The sequence below is a fragment of the Streptomyces smaragdinus genome (genome assembly GCF_009604385.1).
GTDB lineage: Bacteria > Actinomycetota > Actinomycetes > Streptomycetales > Streptomycetaceae > Streptomyces > Streptomyces smaragdinus.
Genome location: NZ_WEGJ01000012.1, coordinates 118,738 through 141,080 on the forward strand (window position 1 = coordinate 118,738; position 22,343 = coordinate 141,080).

A 22,343-nucleotide genomic window follows, 5' to 3' on the forward strand; every position below is an offset into this window, starting at 1 on the left:
TCCACCTCCGGGTGGGTTGTGGTGATCATGCGGTCGCCCCCGCGTCCGCCCACAGCGTCGACTTGTTGTGGTCGAAGGGGCAGCCCTTGCCCGTGACGTGGGCCTCGTACTCGGCGCGGAAGTGCTTCACCGAGGAGAAGATCGGGGCCGCGGCGCCGTCGCCGAGGGCGCAGAAGGCCTTGCCGTTGATGTTGTCCGCGATGTCCGTGATCTTGTCGATGTCGGACATCGACGCCTTCCCGGCCTCGAAGTCCCGCATCAGCTGGACCAGCCAGTACGTGCCCTCACGGCACGGCGTGCACTTGCCGCAGGACTCGTGGGCGTAGAACTCCGTCCACCGGGTCACCGCCCGCACCACGCACGTCGTCTCGTCGAAGCACTGCAGCGCCTTCGTGCCGAGCATGGAGCCCGCCGCGCCGACGCCCTCGTAGTCCAGCGGGACGTCCAGGTGCTCGTCGGTGAACAGCGGCGTCGACGACCCGCCCGGCGTCCAGAACTTCAGCCGGTGCCCGGGCCGCATCCCGCCGCCCATGGCGAGGAGCTGGCGCAGGGTGATGCCCAGCGGAGCCTCGTACTGGCCGGGGTTGGCGACATGGCCGCTCAGCGAGTAGAGCGTGAAGCCCGGGGACTTCTCCGACCCCATCGACTTGAACCAGTCCTTGCCCCGGTGCATGATCGCCGGCACCGACGCGATGGACTCGACGTTGTTCACCACGGTCGGGCACGCGTACAGACCCTCGACCGCCGGGAACGGCGGCCGCAGCCGCGGCTGGCCGCGCCGGCCCTCGAGGGAGTCGAGCAGCGCCGTCTCCTCGCCGCAGATGTACGCGCCCGCGCCCGCGTGCACGGTCAGCTCCAGGTCGAAGCCGGAGCCCTGCACGTTCTTGCCGAGGTACCCGGCCGCGTACGCCTCGCGCACGGCCTCGTGCAGCCGGCGCAGTACGGGGACGACCTCGCCGCGCAGATAGATGAACGCGTGGTTGGAGCGGATCGCGTGGCACGCGATCACGATGCCCTCGATGAGCGAGTGCGGGTTGGCGAAGAGGAGCGGGATGTCCTTGCAGGTCCCCGGCTCCGACTCGTCGGCGTTGACGACGAGGTAGTGCGGCTTGCCGTCGCCCTGCGGGATGAACTGCCATTTCATCCCGGTGGGGAAGCCGGCGCCGCCGCGCCCGCGCAGACCGGAGTCCTTGACGTACGCGATGACGTCGTCCGGCGGCATCGCGAGGGCCTTCTTCAGGCCCTGGTAGCCGTCGTGGCGCAGATACGTCGACAGGGTCCACGACTCGGGCTCGTCCCAGAACGCGGAGAGGACCGGTGCGAGCAGCTTGTCCGGGCTGGTCTCGGGGATGTCCGTGGTCACCGACATCACTCCCCCTCCGTTTCGGCGGCGGACGAACGGGGCGAGACGACCTTCCCGGTCCCGCCCTTGGCGAGCTTCAGCCCGGTCAGCGAGGCCGGGCCCGCGCCGCCGCTCTCGGCGACCGCGCCCTCGCGCTGGTCGGGGAAGCCGGCCAGTATCCGCGAGGTCTCCTTGAACGTGCACAGCCGGGCGCCGCGGGTGGGCGCCACCTCGGCGCCGGCCCGCAGGTCGTCGACGAGCTTCTTCGCGGACTCGATGGTCTGGTTGTCAAAGAACTCCCAGTTGACCATCACCACCGGGGCGTAGTCGCAGGCCGCGTTGCACTCGATGTGCTCCACGCTGACCTTGCCGTCGTCGGTGGTCTCCCCGTTGCCGACGCCCAGGTGCTCCTGCAGCGCCTCGAAGATGGCGTCGCCGCCCATCACCGCGCAGAGCGTGTTCGTACAGACGCCGACCTGGTAGTCGCCGCCGTTCTTCCGCCGGTACATGGAGTAGAAGGTGGCGACGGCCGTGACCTCGGCCGTGGTCAGCTCCAGCAGGTCGGCGCAGAACCGCACGCCGGTGCGGGTGACGTAGCCCTCCTCCGACTGCACCAGGTGCAGCAGCGGCAGCAGCGCGGAGCGGCTGCCGGGGTAGCGCGCGATGACCTCGCGGGCGTCGGCCTCCAGCCGGGCGCGCACCTCGGCGGGGTAGTCGGGGGCGGGCAGCTGGGGCATCCCCAGACTGACTTCGGCTGTCATCGGTCGACGCCTCCCATCACGGGGTCGATGGACGCCACCGCGACGATCACGTCGGCGACCTGGCCGCCCTCGCACATCGCCGCCATGGCCTGCAGGTTGGTGAAGGAGGGGTCGCGGAAGTGGACCCGGTACGGGCGGGTGCCGCCGTCGGAGACGACGTGCACGCCGAGCTCGCCCTTGGGCGATTCGACGGCCGCGTAGGCCTGGCCGGGCGGGACCCGGAAGCCCTCGGTCACCAGCTTGAAGTGGTGGATCAGGGCTTCCATCGAGGTGCCCATGATGTTCTTGATGTGGTCCAGCGAGTTGCCGAGCCCGTCCGGGCCGAGCGCGAGCTGCGCGGGCCAGGCGATCTTCTTGTCGCCGACCATGACCGGGCCGGGCTCGAGCCGGTCCAGCACCTGCTCGACGATGCGCAGCGACTGGCGCATCTCCTCCAGCCGGATCAGGTACCGGCCGTAGGAGTCGCAGGTGTCGGTGGTCGGGACCTCGAAGTCGAAGGTCTCGTAGCCGCAGTACGGGTCGGACTTGCGCAGGTCGTGGGGCAGGCCGGCGGAGCGCAGGATCGGGCCGGTGGCGCCGGTGGCGAGGCAGCCGGCCAGGTCGAGGTAGCCGATGTCCTGCATCCGGGCCTTGAAGACCGGGTTGCCGGTGGCGAGCTGGTCGTACTCCACCAGGTTCTTGCGGAGCGTCTTGACCGTCTCGCGGATCTTGTCGACGGCGCCCGGGGGCAGGTCCTGGGCGAGGCCGCCGGGGCGGATGTACGCGTGGTTCATCCGCAGGCCGGTGATCAGCTCGTACAGGTCGAGGATCAGCTCGCGGTCGCGGAAGCCGTAGATCATGATGGTCGTCGCGCCGAGCTCCATCCCGCCGGTGGCGATGCACACCAGGTGGGAGGAGAGGCGGTTGAGCTCCATCAGCAGCACGCGGATGAGCGTGGCGCGCTCCGGGACGTCGTCCTCGATGCCGAGCAGGCGCTCGACGCCGAGGCAGTAGCCGGTCTCGTTGAAGAAGGACGTGAGGTAGTCCATCCGCGTCACGAACGTGGTGCCCTGCGTCCACGTGCGGTACTCGAGGTTCTTCTCGATGCCGGTGTGCAGATAGCCGATGCCGCAGCGGGCCTCGGTCACGGTCTCGCCGTCGATCTCCAGGATGAGCCGCAGCACGCCGTGCGTGGACGGGTGCTGGGGGCCCATGTTGACGACGATGCGCTCGTCGTCGGCCTTTCGGTCGGCGGCGGCCTGGACGACCTCGTCCCAGTCGCCGCCGGTGACGGTGTAGACCTTGCCCTCGGTGGTGTCCCGGTGGGGGGCGTGTGAGGTGCTCATCAGCTGTACGACCTCCGCTGGTCGGGCGCCGGGATCTGGGCGCCCTTGTACTCGACGGGGATGCCGCCGAGCGGGTAGTCCTTGCGCTGGGGGTGGCCCTGCCAGTCGTCCGGCATCATGATCCGGGTCAGCGCGGGGTGGCCGTCGAAGACGATGCCGAAGAAGTCGTACGTCTCGCGCTCGTGCCAGTCGTTCGTCGGATAGACGGAGACGATCGACGGGATGTGCGGGTCGGCGTCGGGCGTGCTCACCTCGAGGCGGATCAGCCGGGTGTGGGTGATCGAGCGCAGGTGGTAGACGGCGTGCAGTTCGCGGCCCTTGTCGTGGGGGAAGTGCACGCCGCTGACGCCGGTGCACAGCTCGAAGCGCAGGGCCGGGTCGTCGCGGAGGGTCTTCGCGACCTCGGGAAGGAATTCACGTTCGATGTGGAACGTGAGCTCGCCGCGGTCGACGACCGTCTTGGCGATCACGTTCTCCGGGACGAGGCCCTTCTCCTCCAGGGCGCCCTCCAGCTCGTCGGCGACCTCGTCGAACCAGCCGCCGTACGGGCGGGCCGAGGCGCCGGGGAGGCGGACGGACCGGACGAGGCCGCCGTAGCCGGAGGTGTCGCCGCCGTTGTTGGCGCCGAACATACCGCGCTGGACACGGATCTCCTCGCCGGCGTCGCCGCGCTGGCCGGGGAGGTTCTGCGCGGAGAGGTCCTTCTCGGGGTTCACCCCGTTCGCTGCGTCGCTCACCGCAGGAGCCCCTTCATCTCGATCGTCGGCAGCGCCTTGCGGGCCGCCTCCTCCGCCTCGCGGGCGGCCTCCTCGCGGTTCACGCCGAGCTTCTCGTGCTGGATCTTCTCGTGGAGCTTGAGGATCGCGTCCAGCAGCATCTCGGGGCGCGGCGGGCAGCCGGGCAGATAGATGTCGACCGGGACGATGTGGTCGACGCCCTGGACGATCGCGTAGTTGTTGAACATGCCGCCCGAGGAGGCGCACACGCCCATGGAGATGACCCACTTGGGGTTCGGCATCTGGTCGTAGACCTGCCGCAGCACCGGCGCCATCTTCTGGCTCACCCGGCCGGCGACGATCATGAGGTCGGCCTGGCGGGGTGAGCCGCGGAAGACCTCCATGCCGAAACGCGCCAGGTCGTAGCGGCCGGCGCCGGTGGTCATCATCTCGATGGCGCAGCAGGCCAGGCCGAACGTCGCCGGGAAGACCGACGCCTTGCGCACCCAGCCCGCGGCCTGCTCGACGGTGGTCAGCAGAAAGCCGCTGGGGAGTTTCTCTTCGATACCCATGACGTGTCCCTAGCCCCCTAGTCCCATTCCAGGCCGCCGCGCCGCCATACGTAGGCGTAGGCGACGAAGACCGTCAGCACGAAGAGCAGCATCTCGACGAGCCCGAACAGCCCGAGCGAGTCGAAGGACACGGCCCAGGGATAGAGGAAGACGATCTCGATGTCGAAGACGATGAAGAGCATCGCCGTCAGGTAGTACTTGACCGGGAACCGGCCGCCGCCCGCGGGCTGCGGCGTCGGCTCGATGCCGCACTCGTACGCGTCGAGCTTCGCCCGGTTGTATCTCTTGGGGCCGATGATCGCGGCCATGACCACGGAGAAAACCGCGAACGCTGCCGCGATGCCCCCCAGCACGAGGATCGGTGTGTAGGCGTTCACCGTTGCCTCGCTCCTTTCAGTCGACGTGACTGCTTATTCGGCCTTGCGCGCAGGTGCGGACCGCCTCCGGTCCCGGCTCCGTTACCACGAAGATCGTGACCATGTGAGGCAGTTCACAAGCCTGCGTGGGACGCATCCTATGCCTCAGGCCTTGTGATCTGCGACACGGGGGTGGCCCCAAGGTTTGTGATCTTTGACACCCGGCGGATGATCATCTTTGCGGACACCGCGGGCGATCTTGCGGCAAGCTTCCCGTTGATCACCATCCGTGATATTCGATGGCGTTGCCGCAGGTCGGAGGGGTGATAATCGGCCCTGCTCCTATCAAGGCACGAGGGGTTTGCGCAAATTCGCGATGGACGCCGGGACCATGTAAGCGCCGTGCGCACCGCTTGCGGGAGGCGTCGACCGGACCCGATCACGGGGCCGGTCGGCGGCCCCTCGCGGCGGGCTCCGGAGACGTCCGGACGGACCGATCACCCATGTCGGACATGCGGGATACGTGATCGTGAACTGCGCCACAAGTGATCACCCGTCAACGGCCGCCGGGGGGCTCGGGCTTGAACTCCACCCGGGCTTGGGCTAGTCCCGGCGCGTGGCCGAATCGGGGCGTAAAGCCCGTGCGTACACAAGGTGTCGGCGAAACGATCAAGGGACGTTCGTCCCCCGGATTCGGGCCGTTAGGCCCAATTCGCGTCGCGTACGCGTCAAAAGTGAGCCATTCCACGGTGTTTGAAAGTGCCCCTTTGTCCCTGGTAGCAACGGACACCATGCCCCTCAAGCCGCATATAACCAGCCACCGGAAGCCCCGCCGCAGCAGTGGCCCCGTCCGGGTCCTGCGCGCCGGAGTGGCCGGTGGTGCCCTCGCGACACTGGTGGCCACCGCCTCCCCCGCCTCGGCCGCCGACGCCGAGTCGCCCGCGGAGGCCACCGCGGAACTGCCCGTACTCCCCTTCGCCGACTCCGACATCGCCCTCCCCGAGCCCGCCAAGGCCGCCGGGGTCCGCGTCCAGGAGGGCGTCGAGGCCCTGGAACAGAGCGCCCTGCGCACGGCCGTACGCGCCGAGGCCGACGAGGCCGGCGCCGCCGCCCTCAAGGCCGCCACCGAGAAGCACGAGGCCGCCGTGGCCCGTGAGGCCGCCCGCAAGGAGGCCGCCGAGCGCGCCGCCGAGGCCCGCGCCTCCCGCACGGCCACCCGCACCGATCTCGGCACCACCGCCGCCACGGGCAGCGCCGCCACCGTCATCTCCTTCCTCGAGGCCCAGGTCGGCAAGGCGTACGTGATGGGCGGCACCGGCCCCTCCGCGTACGACTGCTCCGGGCTGACGCAGGCCGCGTTCCGTACGATCGGCGTCTCCCTGCCGCGTACGGCCGCCGAGCAGTCCACGGCCGGCACCCAGATCCCCGTCTCCCAGGTCCGCGCCGGCGACCTCGTCTTCTGGGGCGGCGTCGGCTCGGCGTACCACGTCGCGGTGTACATCGGCGGCGGTCAGTACCTGGACGCGGCCAACCCGTCCAAGGGCGTCGTCATCCAGCAGATGTCCTACTACATGCCGACCTCGGCGGTCCGCGTCCTCTGACCGACCGCGCCCCACCCGACCCTTCGATCCCTCAAGTCCCGCCCCCAACAAGGTTGTTGATACGGCCTTTTGAGGACATTCTTGATCGTCGGTACTGACGTCAGTCTGTCCGGAGGGATTCACGGGGATGTCATTCCACACGGAGTGGGAGCAGTACAAGCAGTCGGCGCGAACGCAGCTCGACAGCCTGCCGCCGGACGCCGGCGGCGGGCCGTCGGGCGGCACCGGAGGCGATTACAACGTCAAGTGGGAGCCGCTGAAGTACGCGTCGGGCTGCTGCGGCACCTACGCGGAGGACCTGCGCCCGAAGATAGCGTCGGCCTGCGACGACACGGGCGCGGCGGCCACGGAGCTGGACTCCTGGGAGGTCGGCGGTGTGCTGGCCCAGCTGGAGGCCGAGTGGCAGCCGGCGCTGGACCGGATGAGACGGCTGATCAGCTCCAACGGCGCGGCGCTGGCGGACACCTCGTCCATCGCCCAGCTCAACGAGCAGAGCACCGCACAGCTGTTCCAGGGAGCCACCGCGCATGGGTGACTTCCGGACGCTGATGCGCCAGACGACCGCGGAGGTCTCGGCGGCCCACACGTCGTGGGAGAACCTGTACAAGCTCTGCAGGACGCAGCAGGAGCAGCACCGCCGGCATGTGACCGGCACGTTGCGGATGGCCGGGTGGAAGGGTGAGGCGGCCGGCGCCGGTATGCACGCGCTGGACGCGGCCGAGGTGCAGCTCGGGATCGCGGAGAGCCAGGCGCTGTCCATCTCGACGGTGCTGGACACCCTGAAGCAGCGTATGGACGCCGCCCGCAGCAATCTGCGCACCGCGGTGAAGGAGGCCGAGGCGGACGGCTTCTACAAGGTGAGCGACGACGGCACGGTCACCGGCCGCACCCTCAACGACGCCGAGCGGCACGACCCGGACTTCTCCCGCCAGGTGTCGCAGATACGCGGCGAACACCAGGCCCGTATCGACGCCATCGTCGACGACGCCAAACGGGCCAGCGGCCAGGCCGCCGACCTGCTGCGCAAGTTCATCCCCGCCCAGCTCGACAAGCCCGGCGGCGCCCGGGACGCCGCGGCCGACGCCGCCGCCGCGCTGGGCCAGAACAGCTGCCCCGCCCTGCCGTCCGACGACGACCCGAAGAAGGCCGCCGCCTGGTGGAAGGGCCTCTCCCCCGACGAGCGGGCCATGGTCCTGGCCACCTACCCGGAGCAGGTCGGGAAAATGAACGGCCTGCCGACCGACGTACGCGACCAGGCCAACCGCACCATGCTCGACACCTGGATCGCCGAACGCGCCGGCCGCGGCGAGGACCCCGAGTCCGGCAAGCTGCGCTCCCTGATCGGCCTGCGCAACCGCATGGACCGCAACGACGGCGGCCCCGCCGGACACCGGATGTACCTCATCGGCCTGGACCCCGAGGACGACGGCCGCGCCATCGTCTCCGTCGGCAACCCGGACACCGCCGAGCACACGGCCGTCTTCGTCCCGGGCACCGGCTCCGACCTCTCCGGCCTCAGCGGCAGCGACAGCACCTCCAACAACCTCAACCGCACCGAGAACCTGGTCAAGGCCAGCGAGAAGTACGGCGGCGAGGGCAACGTCGCCGGCGTCATGTGGCTGGACTACGACGCCCCCGACGGCCTCAGCGACGCCACCCGCCGCAGCTACGCCCACACCGGCGGCGCGGAGCTCTCCGACTATCTGACCGGCATGGAGACCACCCACCAGGGCGGCGAGCGCCATGTGACGGCCGTCGGCCACAGCTACGGCACGACGACGATCGGCGGCGCCGCCCAGCACGGCGGCCTGGTCGGCGTCGACGACGTGGTCACCGCCGGCAGCCCCGGGGTGATGGCCCCGCACGCCTCGGACCTCGGCGTCGGCGCGAACCACGTCTGGGCCCAGGAGGCGTACGACGACCCCGTACCGGAGGCCGGGCGCCCGTTCCTCGCGGGCGACAAGTCCGGGGCCGACGTGACGATCACGCCCGACGACCCCATGTTCGGCGGGAACCGGATGACGACCGACACCACCGGGCACAGCGACTACTGGGTGCCCGACTCCACCTCGCTGGACAACCAGGCGAAGGTCGTCGGCGGCCGCGGCGACCTCGTCGTCCACGAGCAGGTCCCGATGGACCCGAATTAGCCACCCGCCGGCGCGAGGAGAGAGAATGACCGCAACGGGACGGACCTTACCCGTACGGGATCCGAAGGAGACCGAACAGCAGGTGCACGCGTACTCGAGCCGGGTCCTGGACGCGCTCGGCGTCGCCGGCCGGCTCGGGCACAGCGACTACACGCAGCCCGTCGACGGCGGCCCGCACGGCGCGGACGTGTACGCGGTCACGCACTTCTGGCAGCTGGACGCGGTCCCGGCCGCCGACCACGCCGGCGCCGTCCGGCGCGTCCGGCAGTACGCCCTCAACCTCGGCTGGCGGCTGCTCGTCGACCGGGCGGACGTGCCGGGCGCGCCCGAGGTGCGGGCGCGCGGCGACGCGGACGGATTCACCGTCCATGTGGTGGGCATCGGTACCGACGACCGGATCGGGATCGACGTCACGTCGCCGTACTGCAGGATCCCGCCCACCACCGGCTGAGTCACACCCGACGGAAGAACGACGAAGAACCCGGAGACCCCCATGCCCACCCTCCAGCAGCAGCAAGCCCGTTCGCGCCAGGACCGTCTGCTGCGCCGCACGGCCGGTGTGTGCCTCGCCCTGCTCGTACCGCTCGCGGTCGCCGGCCTGCTGGTCGTCGGCGGATCCGACCGCGCCGCGGGCTGCGTGGAGCAGGGCGAGGGGTGCTCGTCCGTCTCGGGCACCTGGATCGTGCTCGCCTTCGTCGCGGCCGTGGTGCTGGGCGCGGTGGCGGCACTGTGGCCGGAGGACTATCTGCCGTTCGGCCGGGCCCGGTTCTGGCTCGTCGGGCTGCAGGTGGCCGCGACGGTCGCCGCCTGCGCGCTGCTCCTGAGCTACGCGTGACACCATCGGGCCCCCGCCGTCCCACGGAACGGCGGGGGCCCGATGGTGCGTCCCGGCTGGCTGCAGTGTCAGCCGGCCCGCCACAGGGCCGGGACGTTCGGCGGCTCCCAGCCGGTCATGGACGTGTGGCCCTGGAGGCACACGTAACCCACACCGCCGTACGTGACCCTTGCCCCCGCCGCGTACGCCACGCCCGGGGCCCAGGTCCCGCCGCCGGGCGGCGGGGTGGTGGTGGACGTGGCCGTGGGCGTCGGTCCGGGGTTCTGCGCCACGTTGAGGACGAAGTCGAACGCGGCCTGCCGGCCGCCGCCGACGGTCTGCACGTTCATCAGCAGCCGCGGGTCGTAGATGGTGTCCGTGTTGTTCCGCGGCTCGTTCGGGAAGTACAGCTGCGTGGTGAGGATCGGCTGGCCGGGGGCCTGCGCCTTGACGTGGATGTGGCGGGTACGGCCCGGATAGAGGCCCGGCACGATCGTGGTGAGCGTGTAGAGGCCGCGGCTGTCGGTGAACTGGTGGCCGCGGAAGCGGAACCCCGTGTTGTCGTACGCGCCGTTGGTGTCCGCCTGCCAGAAGTCCAGCAGGACCCCGGAGATCGGCTGGCAGCCGCGTCCGAAGACATAGCCGCTGAGGGTGAGCGCGACGCCGGAGCCGTCGACCATGCTGCTGCGCAGGGGCGAGTTGGGCTTGAAGTACGGGCCCTCGATCTGCGCCACGGTGGGGCCGTCGCCGTCGTCGCACATGGGCGTGGGCTCGGCGTCCTCGGCGGCCGGTCCGGTCAGCGTACGGGCGAGGGCGGGACCGCCCATGAGGACCGCGGGGGCGGCGATCCCGGCGGCGAGCGCACCGCGCAGCACGGTCTTGCGGCTCACGTGCCGGGCTTCGGGGGTCTCGTTTTCCCTGTCCATGTCATCCATCGGTGCCTGCTCCTCTGGTGAAGTGGGGGTGAAGGAGGTCGGCATCGAAACTAAAACGGCTCGGGGCGGGGTTCGATGGACGGAGCCCGGAGGTCGTGGTGTTTTCGGAAGTCGCCGGGGCTGCGCCCCGTCTCGCGGCGGAAGAAACGGCAGAAGTACGCGGGGTCGGTGAACCCCACCCGCGCGGCCACCTGCCGGATCGTCAGCTCCGTGGAGATCAGCAGCCGCTGCGCCTCCCGCGTCCGCGCCTCCCGCAGCAGCGCCGCCGGCGGCCGTCCGGTGGCCGCCCGTACCGCCTCCGCCAGATGTCCCGGCGTGACCCCGAGCCGCTCGGCGCACTCCCGTACGGTCGGCGCGTCCCCCGCGGCGTCCGCGACGAGCCGGGTGAACTCCTCCGCCAGCCCGGCCGCGGCCCGCCCCTGCGGACCGGGGGCGGGCAGGAGGCCGGGGAGGCGGGCGGTGCGGACGAGGAGGATGTGCAACAGCGAACGCAGCACGCCGGCGAACCCGGCCGCCCCGTGCCCGTACTCCTCGGCCAGCTCGGCCATCAGCCCCGACGTACGGGCCTGCGCGGCGGCGTCCAGCCCGATCCACGGCCGCTCCCCGAGGCCGCGCAGCAGCTCCTGGTCGCCGGGGTGGTCGACGAGGAACTCCGGCGTGAACAGCACCAGGTTGCCCTCGAGCCCGCGCACGCCCTCCCACCAGTGCACCTGCCCCGGGAGGATCACCCCGAGATGGGGCGGGCGCAGGGAGTACCGATCGAGGTCCACGGCGTGGGTGCCGCTGCCGGCCGTGACGTGCACGATCTCGTAGAACGTGTGCCGGTGCGGGAAGTCCGCCCGCGCCATGGGGCCGATGTCGTCGAACGTCCCGGTGGCGAAGGGCACCTCGTCGGGCAGCCGGATCTCGAGCCGGTGGACGGGCGGATCCCCGATGCGCGGGGCGTTGCAGGGGGTCCCGGGTAAGGCCGTGGTGCCACGCATCTGCCGTATCCCTCTCCACCGTTGGTACAGACCATTGCGGTGGTCCCCACGATGACACGGCCGGGCCCCGGGGTCACCCCCGCGGCCCGCACCCCCCGACCCGACGGAGTCAGGCGCGGGGGGCGACCTTCGTCAGGCCGTTGATGATCCGGTCCATGGCGTCGCCGCCCTGCGGGTCGGTGAGGTTGGCCAGGAGCTTCAGCGTGAAGCGCATGAGCATCGGGTGGGAGAGGCCGCGCTGGGTGGCCAGCTTCATCACCTTCGGGTTGCCGATGAGCTTCACGAACGCGCGGCCCACCGAGTAGTACCCGCCGTACGTCTCCGCCAGCACCCGGGGGTAGCGCTGCAGCGCCAGCTCCCGCTGCGGGCCGGTCCCCCGGCCGTGCGCCTGGACGATGACGTCCGCCGCGATCTGCCCGGACTCCATCGCGTACGCGATGCCCTCGCCGTTGAAGGGGTTCACCATGCCGGCCGCGTCACCGACGAGCAGCAGCCCCTTGGTGTAGTGCGGCTTGCGGTTGAACGCCATCGGCAGGGCGGCGCCGCGGATCGGGCCCGTCATGTTGTCCGGGGTGTAGCCCCACTCCTCGGGCATCGAGGCGCACCAGGCCTTCAGCACCTCGCGCCAGTCCAGCTCCTTGAACGCGGAGGAGGAGTTGAGGATGCCCAGGCCCACGTTGGACGTGCCGTCGCCCATGCCGAAGATCCAGCCGTAGCCGGGGAGCAGCCGGTCCTCGGCGCCGCGCTTGTCCCACAGCTCCAGCCAGGACTCGAGGTAGTCGTCCTCGTGCCGCGGCGAGGTGAAGTACGTACGGACCGCGACGCCCATCGGCCGCTTCTCGTCCCGGTGCAGGCCCATGGCCAGCGACAGCCGCGTGGAGTTGCCGTCGGCGGCGACCACCAGCGGGGCGTGGAAGCTGACGGGCTTCTTCTCCTCGCCGAGCTTCGCCTCCACCCCGGTGATCCGGCCGCGCGCGTCGGTGATCGGGGCGCTGACGTTGCACCGCTCGTACAGCCGCGCGCCCGCCTTGACCGCCTGCTGGGCCAGCAGGTCGTCGAAGTCCTCGCGCTTGCGGACGAGACCGTAGTTCGGGTACGCCGCCAGGTCCGGCCAGTCCAGCTGGAGCCGCATGCCGCCGCCGATGATGCGCAGGCCCTTGTTGCGCAGCCAGCCGGCCTCCTCGGAGATGTCGACGCCCATCGCCAGGAGCTGCTTGGTCGCGCGCGGGGTGAGGCCGTCGCCGCACACCTTCTCGCGGGGGAAGGCGGTCTTCTCCAGCAGGAGGACCTCCAGACCCGCCTTGGCGAGGTAGTACGCCGTGGTCGAGCCGGCGGGGCCGGCGCCGACGACGATCACGTCGGCGGTGTGCTCGGTCAGGGTCGTCACGGCTGCTCCCGGTGGTTCGAGGTCGTGGCTGATCGCAGTGTACGAGGGGGGTGGTGGCTGTCTTTACGGGCGGTAGCCGCGGTGGAGGGCGACGATCCCTCCGGAGAGATTCCTCCACGCGACCTTCGACCAGCCCGCGTCCTGCAGCCGTCGCGCCAGCCCCGGCTGGTCGGGCCAGGCGCGGATGGACTCGGCGAGATAGACGTACGCGTCGGGGTTGGAGCTGACCGCCGTGGCGATCGGGGGCAGCGCGCGCATCAGATACTCGGTGTAGACCGTACGGAACGGCGCCCACGTGGGATGCGAGAACTCGCAGATCACCACCCGCCCGCCCGGCCGCGTCACGCGCAGCAGCTCGCGCAGCGCCTGGTCCGTCTCCTGCACGTTCCGCAGCCCGAACGAGATCGTCACGGCGTCGAACACCCCGTCCGCGAACGGCAGCCGTGTCGCGTCCCCGGCCGTCAGCGGCAGCTCGGGGTGGCGCTTCTTGCCCTCCTTCAGCATGCCGAGGGAGAAGTCGCACGGCACGACATACGCTCCGGCGGCGGCGAAGGGCAGCGAGGACGTCGCGGTCCCGGCGGCGAGGTCGAGGATCCGCTCCCCCGGCCTCGCGTCCACGGCGTCGGCGACGGCCTTGCGCCAGCGGCGGTCCTGGCCGAGGGAGAGGACGTCGTTCGTCAGGTCGTAGTTGGCGGCGACGCCGTCGAACATCGCGGCGACTTCGTGGGGCTGCTTGTCCAGGGATGCACGGGTCACAGGCTCATTGTGCCGGGTACCTCCGACAGCCCCGTCATCGCCCCGACCGGCGGCGTTCACCGGCGGCGGAAGACGATCGTGCCGCCGACCACCGCGACCACGCAGCCGTCGCCGTCCCACACCGCGAACCGGGCCTCCCCGCCCGGCTCCAGATACCGGCGCCCGTGCCCCGGCGGCGAGTACATCCCCGACCGCTGCACCGCGTCCCGCACCGCGGGCCGGGTGAACTCACCGCACACCTCGACGATCCCCCGCGCCATCAGCCGCTGCAGCCCCCGCCGGGCACTCGCGCCCCACCGGGCCTCGTCCATCCCGAGGGCGTCGAGCGCGTCCCCGGTCAGCGGCTCCGTACCGAGCTCGCCGGCCTCCCGCGGATCCGGGAAGTAGCTGTGCTCCAGCAGCTCCTGCACGTCGTGCTCGCAGATCCCCGGCGCGAGCTGACCGGGCCAGCGCCGCACCCGGGCCTCCGGGTGGGCGGCGGCCAGCTCCTCGTACGGGCCGAGGGCCGCGATCAGCCGCCCCTCGACGAGCACGGCCTGCCCCGGGAAGTGGAAACACCCGTTGACCAGCTCGTCGGGGACGTGCAGCGTCGCCATCCGGCTCAGCCCGCGTCGATCAGCTTCAGCTCGGGATGCGCCGTCCCGCCCTCGATCGCGATGGACGACAGATGCGAGACGACGTGATCGTCCACGGGGTCGTTCGCCGGGTCGTCGTGCACGACCAGGTGCTCGTACGTCGTCGCCCGCTGGGCCGGCACCCGCCCCGCCCCGCGGATCAGCTCCAGCAGCTCCATCCGGTTCGACCGGTGCTTGGCGCCGGCGGAGGACACGACGTTCTCCTCCAGCATCACCGAGCCCAGGTCGTCCGCCCCGTAGTGCAGCGACAGCTGGCCGATGTCCTTGCCGGTGGTCAGCCACGAGCCCTGGATGTGGGCGACGTTGTCCAGGAAGATCCGCGCGATCGCGATCATCCGCAGGTACTCAAAGACGGTCGCCTGCGTCTGCCCCTTCAGGGCGTTGTTGTTCGGCTGGTACGTGTACGGGATGAACGCCCGGAAGCCGCCGGTACGGTCCTGTACGTCACGGATCATCCGCAGATGCTCGATCCGCTCGGCGTTCGTCTCGCCCGTCCCCATCAGCATGGTGGTCGTCGACTCGACGCCCAGCCCGTGGGCGATCTCCATGATCTCCAGCCACCGCTCGCCGCTCTCCTTCAGCGGCGCGATGGCCTTGCGCGGCCGGGCCGGCAGCAGCTCGGCGCCCGCGCCGGCGAAGGAGTCCAGGCCCGCCGCGTGGATGCGGCGGATGGCCTCCTCGACGCCCACCTTGGAGATCCGCGCCATGTGCTCGACCTCGCTGGCGCCCAGCGAGTGGATCACCAGCTGGGGGTAGGCCTTCTTGATCGCGGAGAAGCTCTCCTCGTAGTACTCCACCCCGAAGTCCGGGTGGTGGCCGCCCTGGAACATGATCTGCGTACCGCCGAGCGCGACGGTCTCCGCGCAGCGGCGCAGGATGTCGTCCAGATCGCGCACCCACACCTTGTCGCTCTTGGGCGCCGCGAAGAACGCGCAGAACTTGCACGCCGTGACGCAGGCGTTGGTGTAGTTGATGTTGCGCTCGATGATGTACGTCGCGATGTGCTCGACGCCCGCGTACCGCCGGCGGCGCACCGCGTCGGCCGCGGCGCCGAGCGCGTGCAGCGGCGCGGAGCGGTAGAGGCCGAGCGCCTCCTCGGGGGTGATCCGGCCCCCGTCCGCCGCGCGGTCGAGAACGGACTGCAGGTCGGTTGCTGCCTGGTCCACGGTCTCCGGTGCCCCTTCCGCACGGTGTCTTTCCTGCTTGCAGCGTACGCGTTCGGCGCGGGCGGTCCGCCGCTCGGGTCAGTCCTTCGTCAGCGTCGTGGGCGTCTGTCCGCCGGCCGGGTCGTCGTTGAGGTACGTGACCTTGGCGCCGTCGCGGGTCAGGGTCAGCGTGGACGTCGCGGTGGAGCAGGCGAAGTCGGTCTGCGGTTTGTCGGTGTCGGTGGACTCGGTGATGATCAGCTGCTGGTCGGAGGCCCGGACGAGGGCACCCTTGCTGTGGCAGGCGAAGCCGAGGGCGGAGTACGTGGCGTGGGCGACGGTGTCGCCCTTCTTCCCGGCCGCGACGACGAGGGTGATGTCGCCGTTGGGGGAGCCGTCGGAGTTGAGGGCGGTGCCTTTCCACGTGCCGCGGAAGAAGGCGGGGATCTGGGGGAGCTCCTTGCCCTTCGGGCCGGTGGGGGTCGTCGTGGGCTCGGTCGTCGGCTCCGTTGTGGGCTCCGGGCTGGTGCTCGCGGCCGGGGGCGCCGTGTTGGTGTCGGCGCCGGCGTCGGCGTCGCGGGGGCCGCCGAGTACGCCGCCGAAGTAGAGGCCCACCATCGCCACCGCCGCCGCTCCGGCGACGGAGAGTACGAGGGTGCAGCTGGCCCTGCGGCCCCGCCAGCCGAGTTCGGCGCGGCGGGTGGGGGCGGCGGTCGTGGGGGCGCCTTCCGCGGGGCGGGCGTCCCGGGGGGCTTCGCCGGACCGGTCGCCGGTGTCGGGCCAGTTGCCGGCGGACGGCGTGGGGTCGCCGGCCTCCGGCCAGTTCCGGGCGGGCGGGGTGGGGTCCGCCGGGGGCGGGCCGAAGCCGGTCGGGGGCCCGTATTCGGCGCGGGGCAGGGGGACGGGGCCGGAGGGGGCCTCGGGGGTGACCGGGTGGACGTCCAGGGCGAGGAGCTCGATCGCGTTACGGCTGATGCCGTCGGACACCGCGGGGGGCAGCCAGCCGGCGGTCATCAGGGCCGCGGCGCCGCCGGGGGCCAGCCGCCGGGCGAGGTCGCGGGGGGCGGGACGGGCGGCGGGGTCCTTGGCGAGGCAGGCGGCGGCGGTCTCCGCCAGCTCGGGGTCGACGCGCTCGAGGCCGTTGAGGCTGGGGGGCTCGTTCACCACCTGGTAGAGGAGGGAGGGGGCGGAGTCGCCGTTGAACGGGGGCCGGCCGGTGGCCGCGTACACCAGGACGGCGCCGAGGGAGAAGACGTCGGACGCGGGGCCGGCGCCCCGGCCGAGGATCTGCTCGGGGGACATGTAGCCGGGGGAGCCGACGGAGACGCCGGTGGCGGTGAGGGAGGCGGTGCCGTCGGTGGCGCGGGCGATGCCGAAGTCGATGAGGCGGGGGCCGTCGAGGGTGAGGAGGACGTTGGAGGGCTTGACGTCCCGGTGGACGAGGTCCCGGGCGTGGACGGCCTCGAGGGCCTCGCCGAGGCCGGCGGCGATCGCCCTGACGGGCCGGGCGCCCAGGGGTCCGTGGTGCTCGACGGCGTCGCTGAGGGCGGTCCCGGCGACGTATCCGGTGGCGACCCAGGGGACGTCGTCGTCGGGCCCGGCGTCCAGCACGGGGGCGGTCCAGGCTCCCCCGACCCGCCGCGCGGCCTCGACCTCACGCCGGAACCGCGCGCGGAACTGATCGTCGGCGGCGAAGTGCGGGTGCACGGCCTTGACGGCCACAGTCCGCCCCCCGGGGCTCCGCCCCAGGTACACGCGCCCCATCCCTCCGGCGCCGAGACGCCCGAGGATCACGTACGACCCGACCCGCGCCGGATCACCTGCTTGAAGCGGCTGCATCAATCCCCCCGGGAACGCGGCTGACGCCCAGCTTACGACCGGGACCGGCCCGACGGAGGGGGACAGAAAGCGCCCACCCCCAGCCCGGCCGGCGTTTGAGGCCTCCGGCCGAAGGCCGGATGCGCGTCAGCCGACGCGACGGAAGCCGAAGACCACCCCCGGAGGGTTAGGCCCCGAGAAGCCGAACCTCGACGTCAGCCGCAAACGCGTCGTCGGACGACGCACGCCGCGCGAACTCCCGGATCCCCTCCAGCTGCGGCGCCCCGAGCCGGAAGTCCAGCGTCGTGAAATACCGCTCCAGCAGCGACGCGTCGTACGCCTCCCACCGCGACGCCTGCTCCGCCACCTTCGCCACCTCCTCCACCGACACCGCGAGGGACTCCAGGAACGCCCGGTGCACGTCCGCCGCCACGGCCGGCTCACGGGCGACGAAGTCGCGCCGCGCGGCCCAGATCGCGAAGACGAACGGCAGCCCCGTCCACGACTTCCACATCTCGCCCAGGTCATGAACCTGAAGCCCCAGCGCCGGCGCCTCGTGCAGGGAGGCCCGCAGCGCCGCGTCACCGATCAGGACCGCGGCGGAGGCCTCCTGCATCATCAGGCGGAGATCGGGCGGACACGTGTAGTAGTCCGGCGTGACCCCGTACTGCTCCGCCAGCAGCAGCCGCGCCAGCCGCACCGACGTCCGCGACGTCGACCCGAGCGCGACCCGCTGCCCGTCCAGCTCGGAGAGCGGAACCTGCGAAACGATCACGCACGACATCACGGGTCCGTCACATCCGACCGCGATATCCGGGAACGCAACAAGATCATCCGCATGCCGGAGATATTCCACCAGCGTCACAGGAGCCACATCCAGCTCACCTGCGATCAGCTGCTCGCTCAGTTTCTCCGGGGTGTCCTTCGTCAGTTCGAAGTCCAGGAGCGTGCCGGTTCGGGCCAGACCCCAGTACAGGGGAAGGCAGTTCAGGAACTGGATATGACCGATGCGGGGCCGGCTCGGCAGGTCGGCGGGACCGTTCAGGGTGGTACTCACAGCTCGAGGCTACGCCCGGCCCCGGTCGCACGAAGGTGCGGGGGTTCATCAGGACGCGATCTTCGACTCTTCCGCGCGCCCGCGTGCCGTGCTAGGCTCAACGCAAGTTGCAGTTTGGTTTCCCTTGCAGTACAGAGCCTGCGGAGCTTGTGACGCCGCAGGCTTTTGTAGTTTCAGACTTCGCACGATGCAGGTTCTGGGAGCAGGGCAACCCTTTGGCCCAAGGAGGGCTTATGGCTACCGGAACCGTCAAGTGGTTCAACGCCGAGAAGGGCTTCGGCTTCATCGCCCAGGACGGCGGCGGCCCCGATGTCTTCGTCCACTACTCCGCGATCAACGCCTCTGGCTTCCGCTCCCTGGAGGAGAACCAGCAGGTGAACTTCGACGTCACGCAGGGTCCGAAGGGCCCGCAGGCGGAGAACGTCACCCCCGTGTGACATCGCTGATTGCATGACCCAAGGAGCCCCGGCCTTTCGGCCGGGGCTCCTGCCTTTTCCTTACGGGTTTCTTACGGCTGAGGAATTAATCGGGCATGAACCCCATGGCCCGTATGAATGTCCATTCACCGGCCCATACGGATGTCACTCACGATTCGTACAGCCCGTCGATTTCCTTCGCATAGCGCCGCGCAACGGCCGCCCGGCGTATTTTCAGCGTCGGCGTGAGCGTCTCGTCGGCCACCGAGAAATCCTCGTCGAGAATCGTGAAGCGCCTGATCCTGGCCGGTCCGGCGGCCTTCGCGTTCGCCGCGTCGACAGCCTCCTGGATCCACCCCCGGACCTGCTCGGATGCCGCGGGACTGCCGGTCAGCCCGAGCCCCGCGATCTCGTCGGGATCCAGCGTGATCAGTGCGACCGGATACGGACGCCGGTCGCCGATCATGACCGCGCGGGACACCCAGCGGGACTGCTGGATCGCGAATTCCAGCAGGGACGGCGTGATGTTCTTGCCCGAGGACGTGATGATGATGTCCTTCTTGCGCCCGGTGACCGACAGATAGCCGTCCGCGTCCAGCTCCCCCAGGTCCCCGGTGTGCAGCCACCCCTCCGCGTCCAGCGCCTCCCCCGTCGCCTCCGCGGCGGCGTGGTAGCCCGCGAAGATCATCGGCCCCCTGGCCAGGATCTCCCCGTCCGCCGCGATCCTGACCTCACAGCCCGGCAGCGGCTGGCCCACCGTGCCGTACCGGTGCGCGCCGGGGTGGTTCAGCGCGATGATCCCCGCCGACTCCGTCATCCCGTACCCCTCGTACAGCGGGATCCCGCACGCCCGCATGAAGTCCAGCGTCTGCGGGGCGATGGGCGCGCCGCCCACGTTCGCGTGCCGCAGCCGGCCGCCGAAGACCGAGCGGACCAGCGCGTACAGCTTCCCGTCCGCCTCCTCGTACGCCCGTGTCTGGGCCGCCGTCGGCTCCGCCCCCGACCGGCGCAGATCGTCGATGTGGGCACCGAGCGCGACCGCCGCCTCGAAGCGGGCCGTCCCCTCCGGGCCGTCCGCCGCCGCGAGGGCCCCGACCTGGGCGTGGACCCGTTCGAAGAGGCGGGGGACGGAGGGCAGGTGAGTGGGGCGGACCTGCCCGAGCTCCGGGACGATGCCCTCGATCCTGCCTCCCCAGAACGCCAGCGTGGCGCCGTCGAGGAGGGTGGAGAGCTCGGTGAGCTGGGCCAGGAGGTGGGCGAGGGGGAGGTAGATGTACGTGACGTCGCCCGGCTCCATCTTCTCGAAGCTCGCCGTGGCGTCACTGATCGCGCCGCTGTTGCCGTGGCTGAGGCGGCAGCCCTTGGGCAGGCCGGTGGTGCCGGAGGTGTAGACGATCATCGCCAGGTCGTCCCTGGTCACGGCCGCCCCGCGCGCCAGCACCGCGGCGAGGGGAGCGAGCTCGGCGGGATGCGTCATCGGCGCCGCCTCCCCCGTCATCACCACCGGCCGCACCCCCGGGACCAGCGCCGCCACCCGCGCCGCCTTCTCCGCGTCCTCGCACAGCACCACCCCGGCGCCGGAGTCGCCCAGCACCCAGGCGACCTCCTCGTCCCCCGCCGACGGATACACCGGCACCAGCGCGGCCCCCGTGGCCAGCACCCCGAGATGCGCGTACGTCCACTCCGCCCGCGTCTCGCACAGCACCGCCACCCGGTCCCCGGCCGCCACCCCGAGCCCGATCAGGCCCCGGGCCACGGTGTGGACGGTGTCGCGCAGCTCCTCGTACGAGACGTCGCCGCCGCCGTGCGGAAGACGCAGCGCCGGCAGCCCCCCGTACCGCTCGGCCGCCCACTCGGCGAACACCGCCAGGGTCTGCGGCCGTTCGCCGGAACCGGACGCACGGGAATCTGTCGCCATCAGCCACCTCCGGGAGGGGGATCTTTGGGTGCCGAAGCTAGGCACAACCGCCGGGATCCGCCAGGGGGTACGCACACCTCCATCACTCACAACACCCGCCCGTTCTGCGAGCCCGGGATACAGACATCCGCACACCGGTCCCGTCAGACATATTGTCAGCAGCTCCAGCCTTCCCTACTCTGCGGTCAGTTACCTGCGGGTAAGAACCAGCTCCCGCCCCCCGACCCGAGCTGAGGAGTGAGCCGCGTGAGACGACCGATCAGATCCCTGGCCGCCGTGCTCGTCACCGCGTTCTGCGTGCTGGCGCAGGCGCTGACCGCCGGGCCCGCCGCCGCCGTGGAAGTGCCCGCGTTCTACACCCCGCCCGCGAGCCTGCCCGCCGCGAACGGCGCCCTGGTCCGTACCGAACCGCTGCCGCTCGCCGTCAGCCTGCCCGGACTGCCCGGCCCCTTCCCGGGCACGGCGACCCGGCTGATGTACAAGTCCACGGACTCCACCGGCCAGGCCGTCGCCGTGACCGGCGCGTACCTCGAGCCCACCATGCCGTGGCTCGGCGGCGGCCCGCGCCCGCTGGTGGCCGTCGCGCCCGGCACCATGGGCCAGGGCGACCGGTGTTCGGCGTCGCTGGGGCTGCAGTACCCGGTCCAGCTGGACGGCGACGTGCTGGCCGTCGGCTACGAGGACATCGCGATCTACCGCTTCCTGCTCTCCGGCGTCGCGGTCGTCGTCACCGACTACGTGGGCCTCGGCACCACCGACCGCCTGCACACCTACGTCAACCGCGTCGACGGCGGCCACGCCGTGCTCGACGCGGTCCGCGCCGCCCGCTCCGTACCCGGCGCCTCCGTCACCAGCCGGTCGAGGACCGCCCTGTACGGCTACAGCCAGGGCGGCGGCGCCACCGCCTCCGCGGCCGAACTCCAGTCGTCGTACGCCCCGGACGTCACCCTCGCCGGCACCTACTCCGGCGCCGCGCCCGCCGACCTCACCCAGGTCATCGACGGCATCGACGGCAGCGCCCTGGCCGGCGCCCTCGGCTGGTCGCTCAACGGCTTCCTCCAGTCCGACCCGTCCCTGCGCCCCATCGCCGACAAGTACCTCAACGCCGCCGGCCGCGAGGCGCTCACCGACCTGTCCACCGCCTGCATCGGCGACGCGATCCTCGGCTACGCCTTCCAGAACAGCTCCCGCTGGACCACGGGCGGCCAGTCGCTCTCCGACATCGTCGCCGCCGAACCGGCGATACGCGCCACGCTCGACGCCCAGCGCATCGGCCGGCTCAAGCCCGCCGGCCCGGTCCGGGTCGCGACCGGCACCCAGGACGACATCGTCCCGCACGCCCAGGCCAGGCAACTCGCCGTCGACTGGTGCGCGAAGGGCGGCAACGTCACGTACGACGCGGTGATCCTGCCCAACCTCGGCGACGGGCTCCTCACGAACCACCTCGCCCCGCTGCTGACCGACCAGACCACGGCCATCAACTGGGTCAAGGCCCGGCTCACCGGCCTCCCGTCGATCTCCAACTGCTGGACGATGCCGCTCCAGCCGTAGGCCCCCCGACCCGCCCGTGCCCCGGACAGCGGTCCGGGGCACGGGCGGTCCCGTGTGCGAGAAGTGCTCACCCCATCACAAAACATTCACCGGTATTGCTAAGAC

22 protein-coding genes are annotated in these 22,343 nt (G+C 71.2%); 7 read left to right on the plus strand and 15 right to left on the minus strand.

Translation table 11 applies throughout. The annotated features are described in order from the left end of the window. Positions 1-25 precede the first annotated feature (25 nt). From nuoF to SRB5_RS17815, 6 genes are read right to left on the minus strand one after another with little or no spacing between them, the layout of a single operon-like run. Positions 26-1,369 carry an NADH-quinone oxidoreductase subunit NuoF gene (gene nuoF / locus SRB5_RS17790; protein ID WP_153453077.1) on the minus strand — a complete coding sequence of 448 codons (1,344 nt, stop codon included), beginning with the start codon at positions 1,367-1,369 and terminating at the stop codon, positions 26-28. Further along, positions 1,369-2,103, minus strand: a complete 735-nt coding sequence (nuoE, locus tag SRB5_RS17795; protein ID WP_153453079.1) for an NADH-quinone oxidoreductase subunit NuoE — start codon at positions 2,101-2,103, stop codon at positions 1,369-1,371. Before nuoE ends, nuoF begins: the two co-directional genes overlap by 1 nt. Then, complete coding sequence (locus SRB5_RS17800; protein WP_153453081.1) at positions 2,100-3,428, minus strand: NADH-quinone oxidoreductase subunit D; 1,329 nt, start codon at positions 3,426-3,428, stop codon at positions 2,100-2,102. The genes nuoE and SRB5_RS17800 overlap by 4 nt, the downstream gene beginning before the upstream one ends. Beyond that, a complete protein-coding gene (locus tag SRB5_RS17805) occupies positions 3,428-4,165 on the minus strand; it encodes an NADH-quinone oxidoreductase subunit C (RefSeq protein WP_323378069.1) in 738 nt (245 codons plus the stop codon). The genes SRB5_RS17800 and SRB5_RS17805 overlap by 1 nt, the downstream gene beginning before the upstream one ends. Then, positions 4,162-4,716: a NuoB/complex I 20 kDa subunit family protein gene (locus SRB5_RS17810; RefSeq protein ID WP_153453083.1), complete on the minus strand. Its 555-nt coding sequence runs from the start codon at positions 4,714-4,716 to the stop codon at positions 4,162-4,164. Before SRB5_RS17810 ends, SRB5_RS17805 begins: the two co-directional genes overlap by 4 nt. A gap of 17 nt (positions 4,717-4,733) precedes the next feature. Beyond that, the gene (locus SRB5_RS17815; RefSeq protein ID WP_323378070.1) at positions 4,734-5,093 is read right to left on the minus strand and encodes an NADH-quinone oxidoreductase subunit A; all 360 of its coding nucleotides are present in this window, start codon (positions 5,091-5,093) and stop codon (positions 4,734-4,736) included. Positions 5,094-5,863: 770 nt separating this feature from the next. Here SRB5_RS17815 and SRB5_RS17820 point away from each other — a divergent pair. From SRB5_RS17820 to SRB5_RS17840, 5 genes are all read left to right on the plus strand, one after another. Continuing rightward, positions 5,864-6,673, plus strand: a complete 810-nt coding sequence (locus SRB5_RS17820; RefSeq protein ID WP_194292950.1) for a C40 family peptidase — start codon at positions 5,864-5,866, stop codon at positions 6,671-6,673. A gap of 127 nt (positions 6,674-6,800) precedes the next feature. Further along, positions 6,801-7,208 carry a hypothetical protein gene (locus tag SRB5_RS17825; protein ID WP_153453085.1) on the plus strand — a complete coding sequence of 136 codons (408 nt, stop codon included), beginning with the start codon at positions 6,801-6,803 and terminating at the stop codon, positions 7,206-7,208. Then, entirely contained in the window at positions 7,201-8,823 is a 1,623-nt protein-coding gene (locus SRB5_RS37130; RefSeq protein WP_153453087.1) for an alpha/beta hydrolase, read from the plus strand. The genes SRB5_RS17825 and SRB5_RS37130 overlap by 8 nt, the downstream gene beginning before the upstream one ends. 25 nt (positions 8,824-8,848) lie before the next feature. Beyond that, positions 8,849-9,274: a hypothetical protein gene (locus SRB5_RS17835; protein ID WP_153453089.1), complete on the plus strand. Its 426-nt coding sequence runs from the start codon at positions 8,849-8,851 to the stop codon at positions 9,272-9,274. A gap of 42 nt (positions 9,275-9,316) precedes the next feature. Then, positions 9,317-9,658 carry a hypothetical protein gene (locus tag SRB5_RS17840; protein ID WP_153453091.1) on the plus strand — a complete coding sequence of 114 codons (342 nt, stop codon included), beginning with the start codon at positions 9,317-9,319 and terminating at the stop codon, positions 9,656-9,658. A 68-nt stretch (positions 9,659-9,726) separates the two neighbouring features. Here the strand turns inward: SRB5_RS17840 and SRB5_RS17845 are convergent, their stop codons facing one another. The 8 genes from SRB5_RS17845 to SRB5_RS17880 form a co-directional block, all read right to left on the minus strand. Then, positions 9,727-10,563 carry a dioxygenase family protein gene (locus SRB5_RS17845; protein WP_153453189.1) on the minus strand — a complete coding sequence of 279 codons (837 nt, stop codon included), beginning with the start codon at positions 10,561-10,563 and terminating at the stop codon, positions 9,727-9,729. 59 nt (positions 10,564-10,622) lie between these two features. Continuing rightward, positions 10,623-11,555, minus strand: coding sequence for a helix-turn-helix domain-containing protein (locus tag SRB5_RS17850; RefSeq protein WP_153453093.1), 933 nt, complete (start codon positions 11,553-11,555; stop codon positions 10,623-10,625). A gap of 109 nt (positions 11,556-11,664) precedes the next feature. Then, complete coding sequence (locus SRB5_RS17855) at positions 11,665-12,942, minus strand: geranylgeranyl reductase family protein (RefSeq protein ID WP_323378071.1); 1,278 nt, start codon at positions 12,940-12,942, stop codon at positions 11,665-11,667. 63 nt (positions 12,943-13,005) lie between these two features. Then, a complete protein-coding gene (locus tag SRB5_RS17860; protein ID WP_323378072.1) occupies positions 13,006-13,698 on the minus strand; it encodes a demethylmenaquinone methyltransferase in 693 nt (230 codons plus the stop codon). A gap of 56 nt (positions 13,699-13,754) precedes the next feature. Next, the gene (locus SRB5_RS17865) at positions 13,755-14,294 is read right to left on the minus strand and encodes an imidazolonepropionase-like domain-containing protein (protein ID WP_153453095.1); all 540 of its coding nucleotides are present in this window, start codon (positions 14,292-14,294) and stop codon (positions 13,755-13,757) included. Positions 14,295-14,299: 5 nt separating this feature from the next. Continuing rightward, the gene (gene mqnC / locus SRB5_RS17870; RefSeq protein ID WP_323378074.1) at positions 14,300-15,499 is read right to left on the minus strand and encodes a cyclic dehypoxanthinyl futalosine synthase; all 1,200 of its coding nucleotides are present in this window, start codon (positions 15,497-15,499) and stop codon (positions 14,300-14,302) included. Between the two features lie 78 nt (positions 15,500-15,577). Further along, positions 15,578-17,317, minus strand: coding sequence for a serine/threonine-protein kinase (locus SRB5_RS17875; RefSeq protein WP_153453097.1), 1,740 nt, complete (start codon positions 17,315-17,317; stop codon positions 15,578-15,580). A gap of 166 nt (positions 17,318-17,483) precedes the next feature. Further along, a complete protein-coding gene (locus tag SRB5_RS17880; protein WP_323378075.1) occupies positions 17,484-18,353 on the minus strand; it encodes a menaquinone biosynthetic enzyme MqnA/MqnD family protein in 870 nt (289 codons plus the stop codon). A gap of 233 nt (positions 18,354-18,586) precedes the next feature. Between SRB5_RS17880 and SRB5_RS17885 the strand changes: the two genes are divergently transcribed. Further along, positions 18,587-18,790 carry a cold-shock protein gene (locus SRB5_RS17885; RefSeq protein WP_003984261.1) on the plus strand — a complete coding sequence of 68 codons (204 nt, stop codon included), beginning with the start codon at positions 18,587-18,589 and terminating at the stop codon, positions 18,788-18,790. A gap of 148 nt (positions 18,791-18,938) precedes the next feature. On the opposite strand, the gene SRB5_RS17890 is transcribed toward SRB5_RS17885, so the two are convergent. Further along, positions 18,939-20,687 (minus strand): AMP-dependent synthetase/ligase, encoded by a 1,749-nt coding sequence (locus SRB5_RS17890; RefSeq protein ID WP_153453098.1) that lies wholly within the window; start codon positions 20,685-20,687, stop codon positions 18,939-18,941. Between the two features lie 237 nt (positions 20,688-20,924). Between SRB5_RS17890 and SRB5_RS17895 the strand changes: the two genes are divergently transcribed. Further along, positions 20,925-22,238: a lipase family protein gene (locus SRB5_RS17895; RefSeq protein ID WP_407703935.1), complete on the plus strand. Its 1,314-nt coding sequence runs from the start codon at positions 20,925-20,927 to the stop codon at positions 22,236-22,238. Positions 22,239-22,343: the final 105 nt, after the last annotated feature.

Excerpts from the sequence above, each read along its gene's own strand:
- nuoF (WP_153453077.1), bottom strand. The coding sequence starts at position 1,369 with ATGTCGGTGACCACGGACATCCCCGAGACCAGCCCGGACAAGCTGCTC.
- nuoE (WP_153453079.1), bottom strand. The coding sequence starts at position 2,103 with ATGACAGCCGAAGTCAGTCTGGGGATGCCCCAGCTGCCCGCCCCCGAC.
- SRB5_RS17800 (WP_153453081.1), bottom strand. The coding sequence starts at position 3,428 with ATGAGCACCTCACACGCCCCCCACCGGGACACCACCGAGGGCAAGGTC.
- SRB5_RS17810 (WP_153453083.1), bottom strand. The coding sequence starts at position 4,716 with ATGGGTATCGAAGAGAAACTCCCCAGCGGCTTTCTGCTGACCACCGTC.
- SRB5_RS17820 (WP_194292950.1), top strand. The coding sequence starts at position 5,864 with ATGCCCCTCAAGCCGCATATAACCAGCCACCGGAAGCCCCGCCGCAGC.
- SRB5_RS17825 (WP_153453085.1), top strand. The coding sequence starts at position 6,801 with ATGTCATTCCACACGGAGTGGGAGCAGTACAAGCAGTCGGCGCGAACG.
- SRB5_RS37130 (WP_153453087.1), top strand. The coding sequence starts at position 7,201 with ATGGGTGACTTCCGGACGCTGATGCGCCAGACGACCGCGGAGGTCTCG.
- SRB5_RS17835 (WP_153453089.1), top strand. The coding sequence starts at position 8,849 with ATGACCGCAACGGGACGGACCTTACCCGTACGGGATCCGAAGGAGACC.
- SRB5_RS17840 (WP_153453091.1), top strand. The coding sequence starts at position 9,317 with ATGCCCACCCTCCAGCAGCAGCAAGCCCGTTCGCGCCAGGACCGTCTG.
- SRB5_RS17845 (WP_153453189.1), bottom strand. The coding sequence starts at position 10,563 with ATGGACAGGGAAAACGAGACCCCCGAAGCCCGGCACGTGAGCCGCAAG.
- SRB5_RS17850 (WP_153453093.1), bottom strand. The coding sequence starts at position 11,555 with ATGCGTGGCACCACGGCCTTACCCGGGACCCCCTGCAACGCCCCGCGC.
- SRB5_RS17865 (WP_153453095.1), bottom strand. The coding sequence starts at position 14,294 with ATGGCGACGCTGCACGTCCCCGACGAGCTGGTCAACGGGTGTTTCCAC.
- SRB5_RS17875 (WP_153453097.1), bottom strand. The coding sequence starts at position 17,317 with ATGCAGCCGCTTCAAGCAGGTGATCCGGCGCGGGTCGGGTCGTACGTG.
- SRB5_RS17885 (WP_003984261.1), top strand. The coding sequence starts at position 18,587 with ATGGCTACCGGAACCGTCAAGTGGTTCAACGCCGAGAAGGGCTTCGGC.
- SRB5_RS17890 (WP_153453098.1), bottom strand. The coding sequence starts at position 20,687 with ATGGCGACAGATTCCCGTGCGTCCGGTTCCGGCGAACGGCCGCAGACC.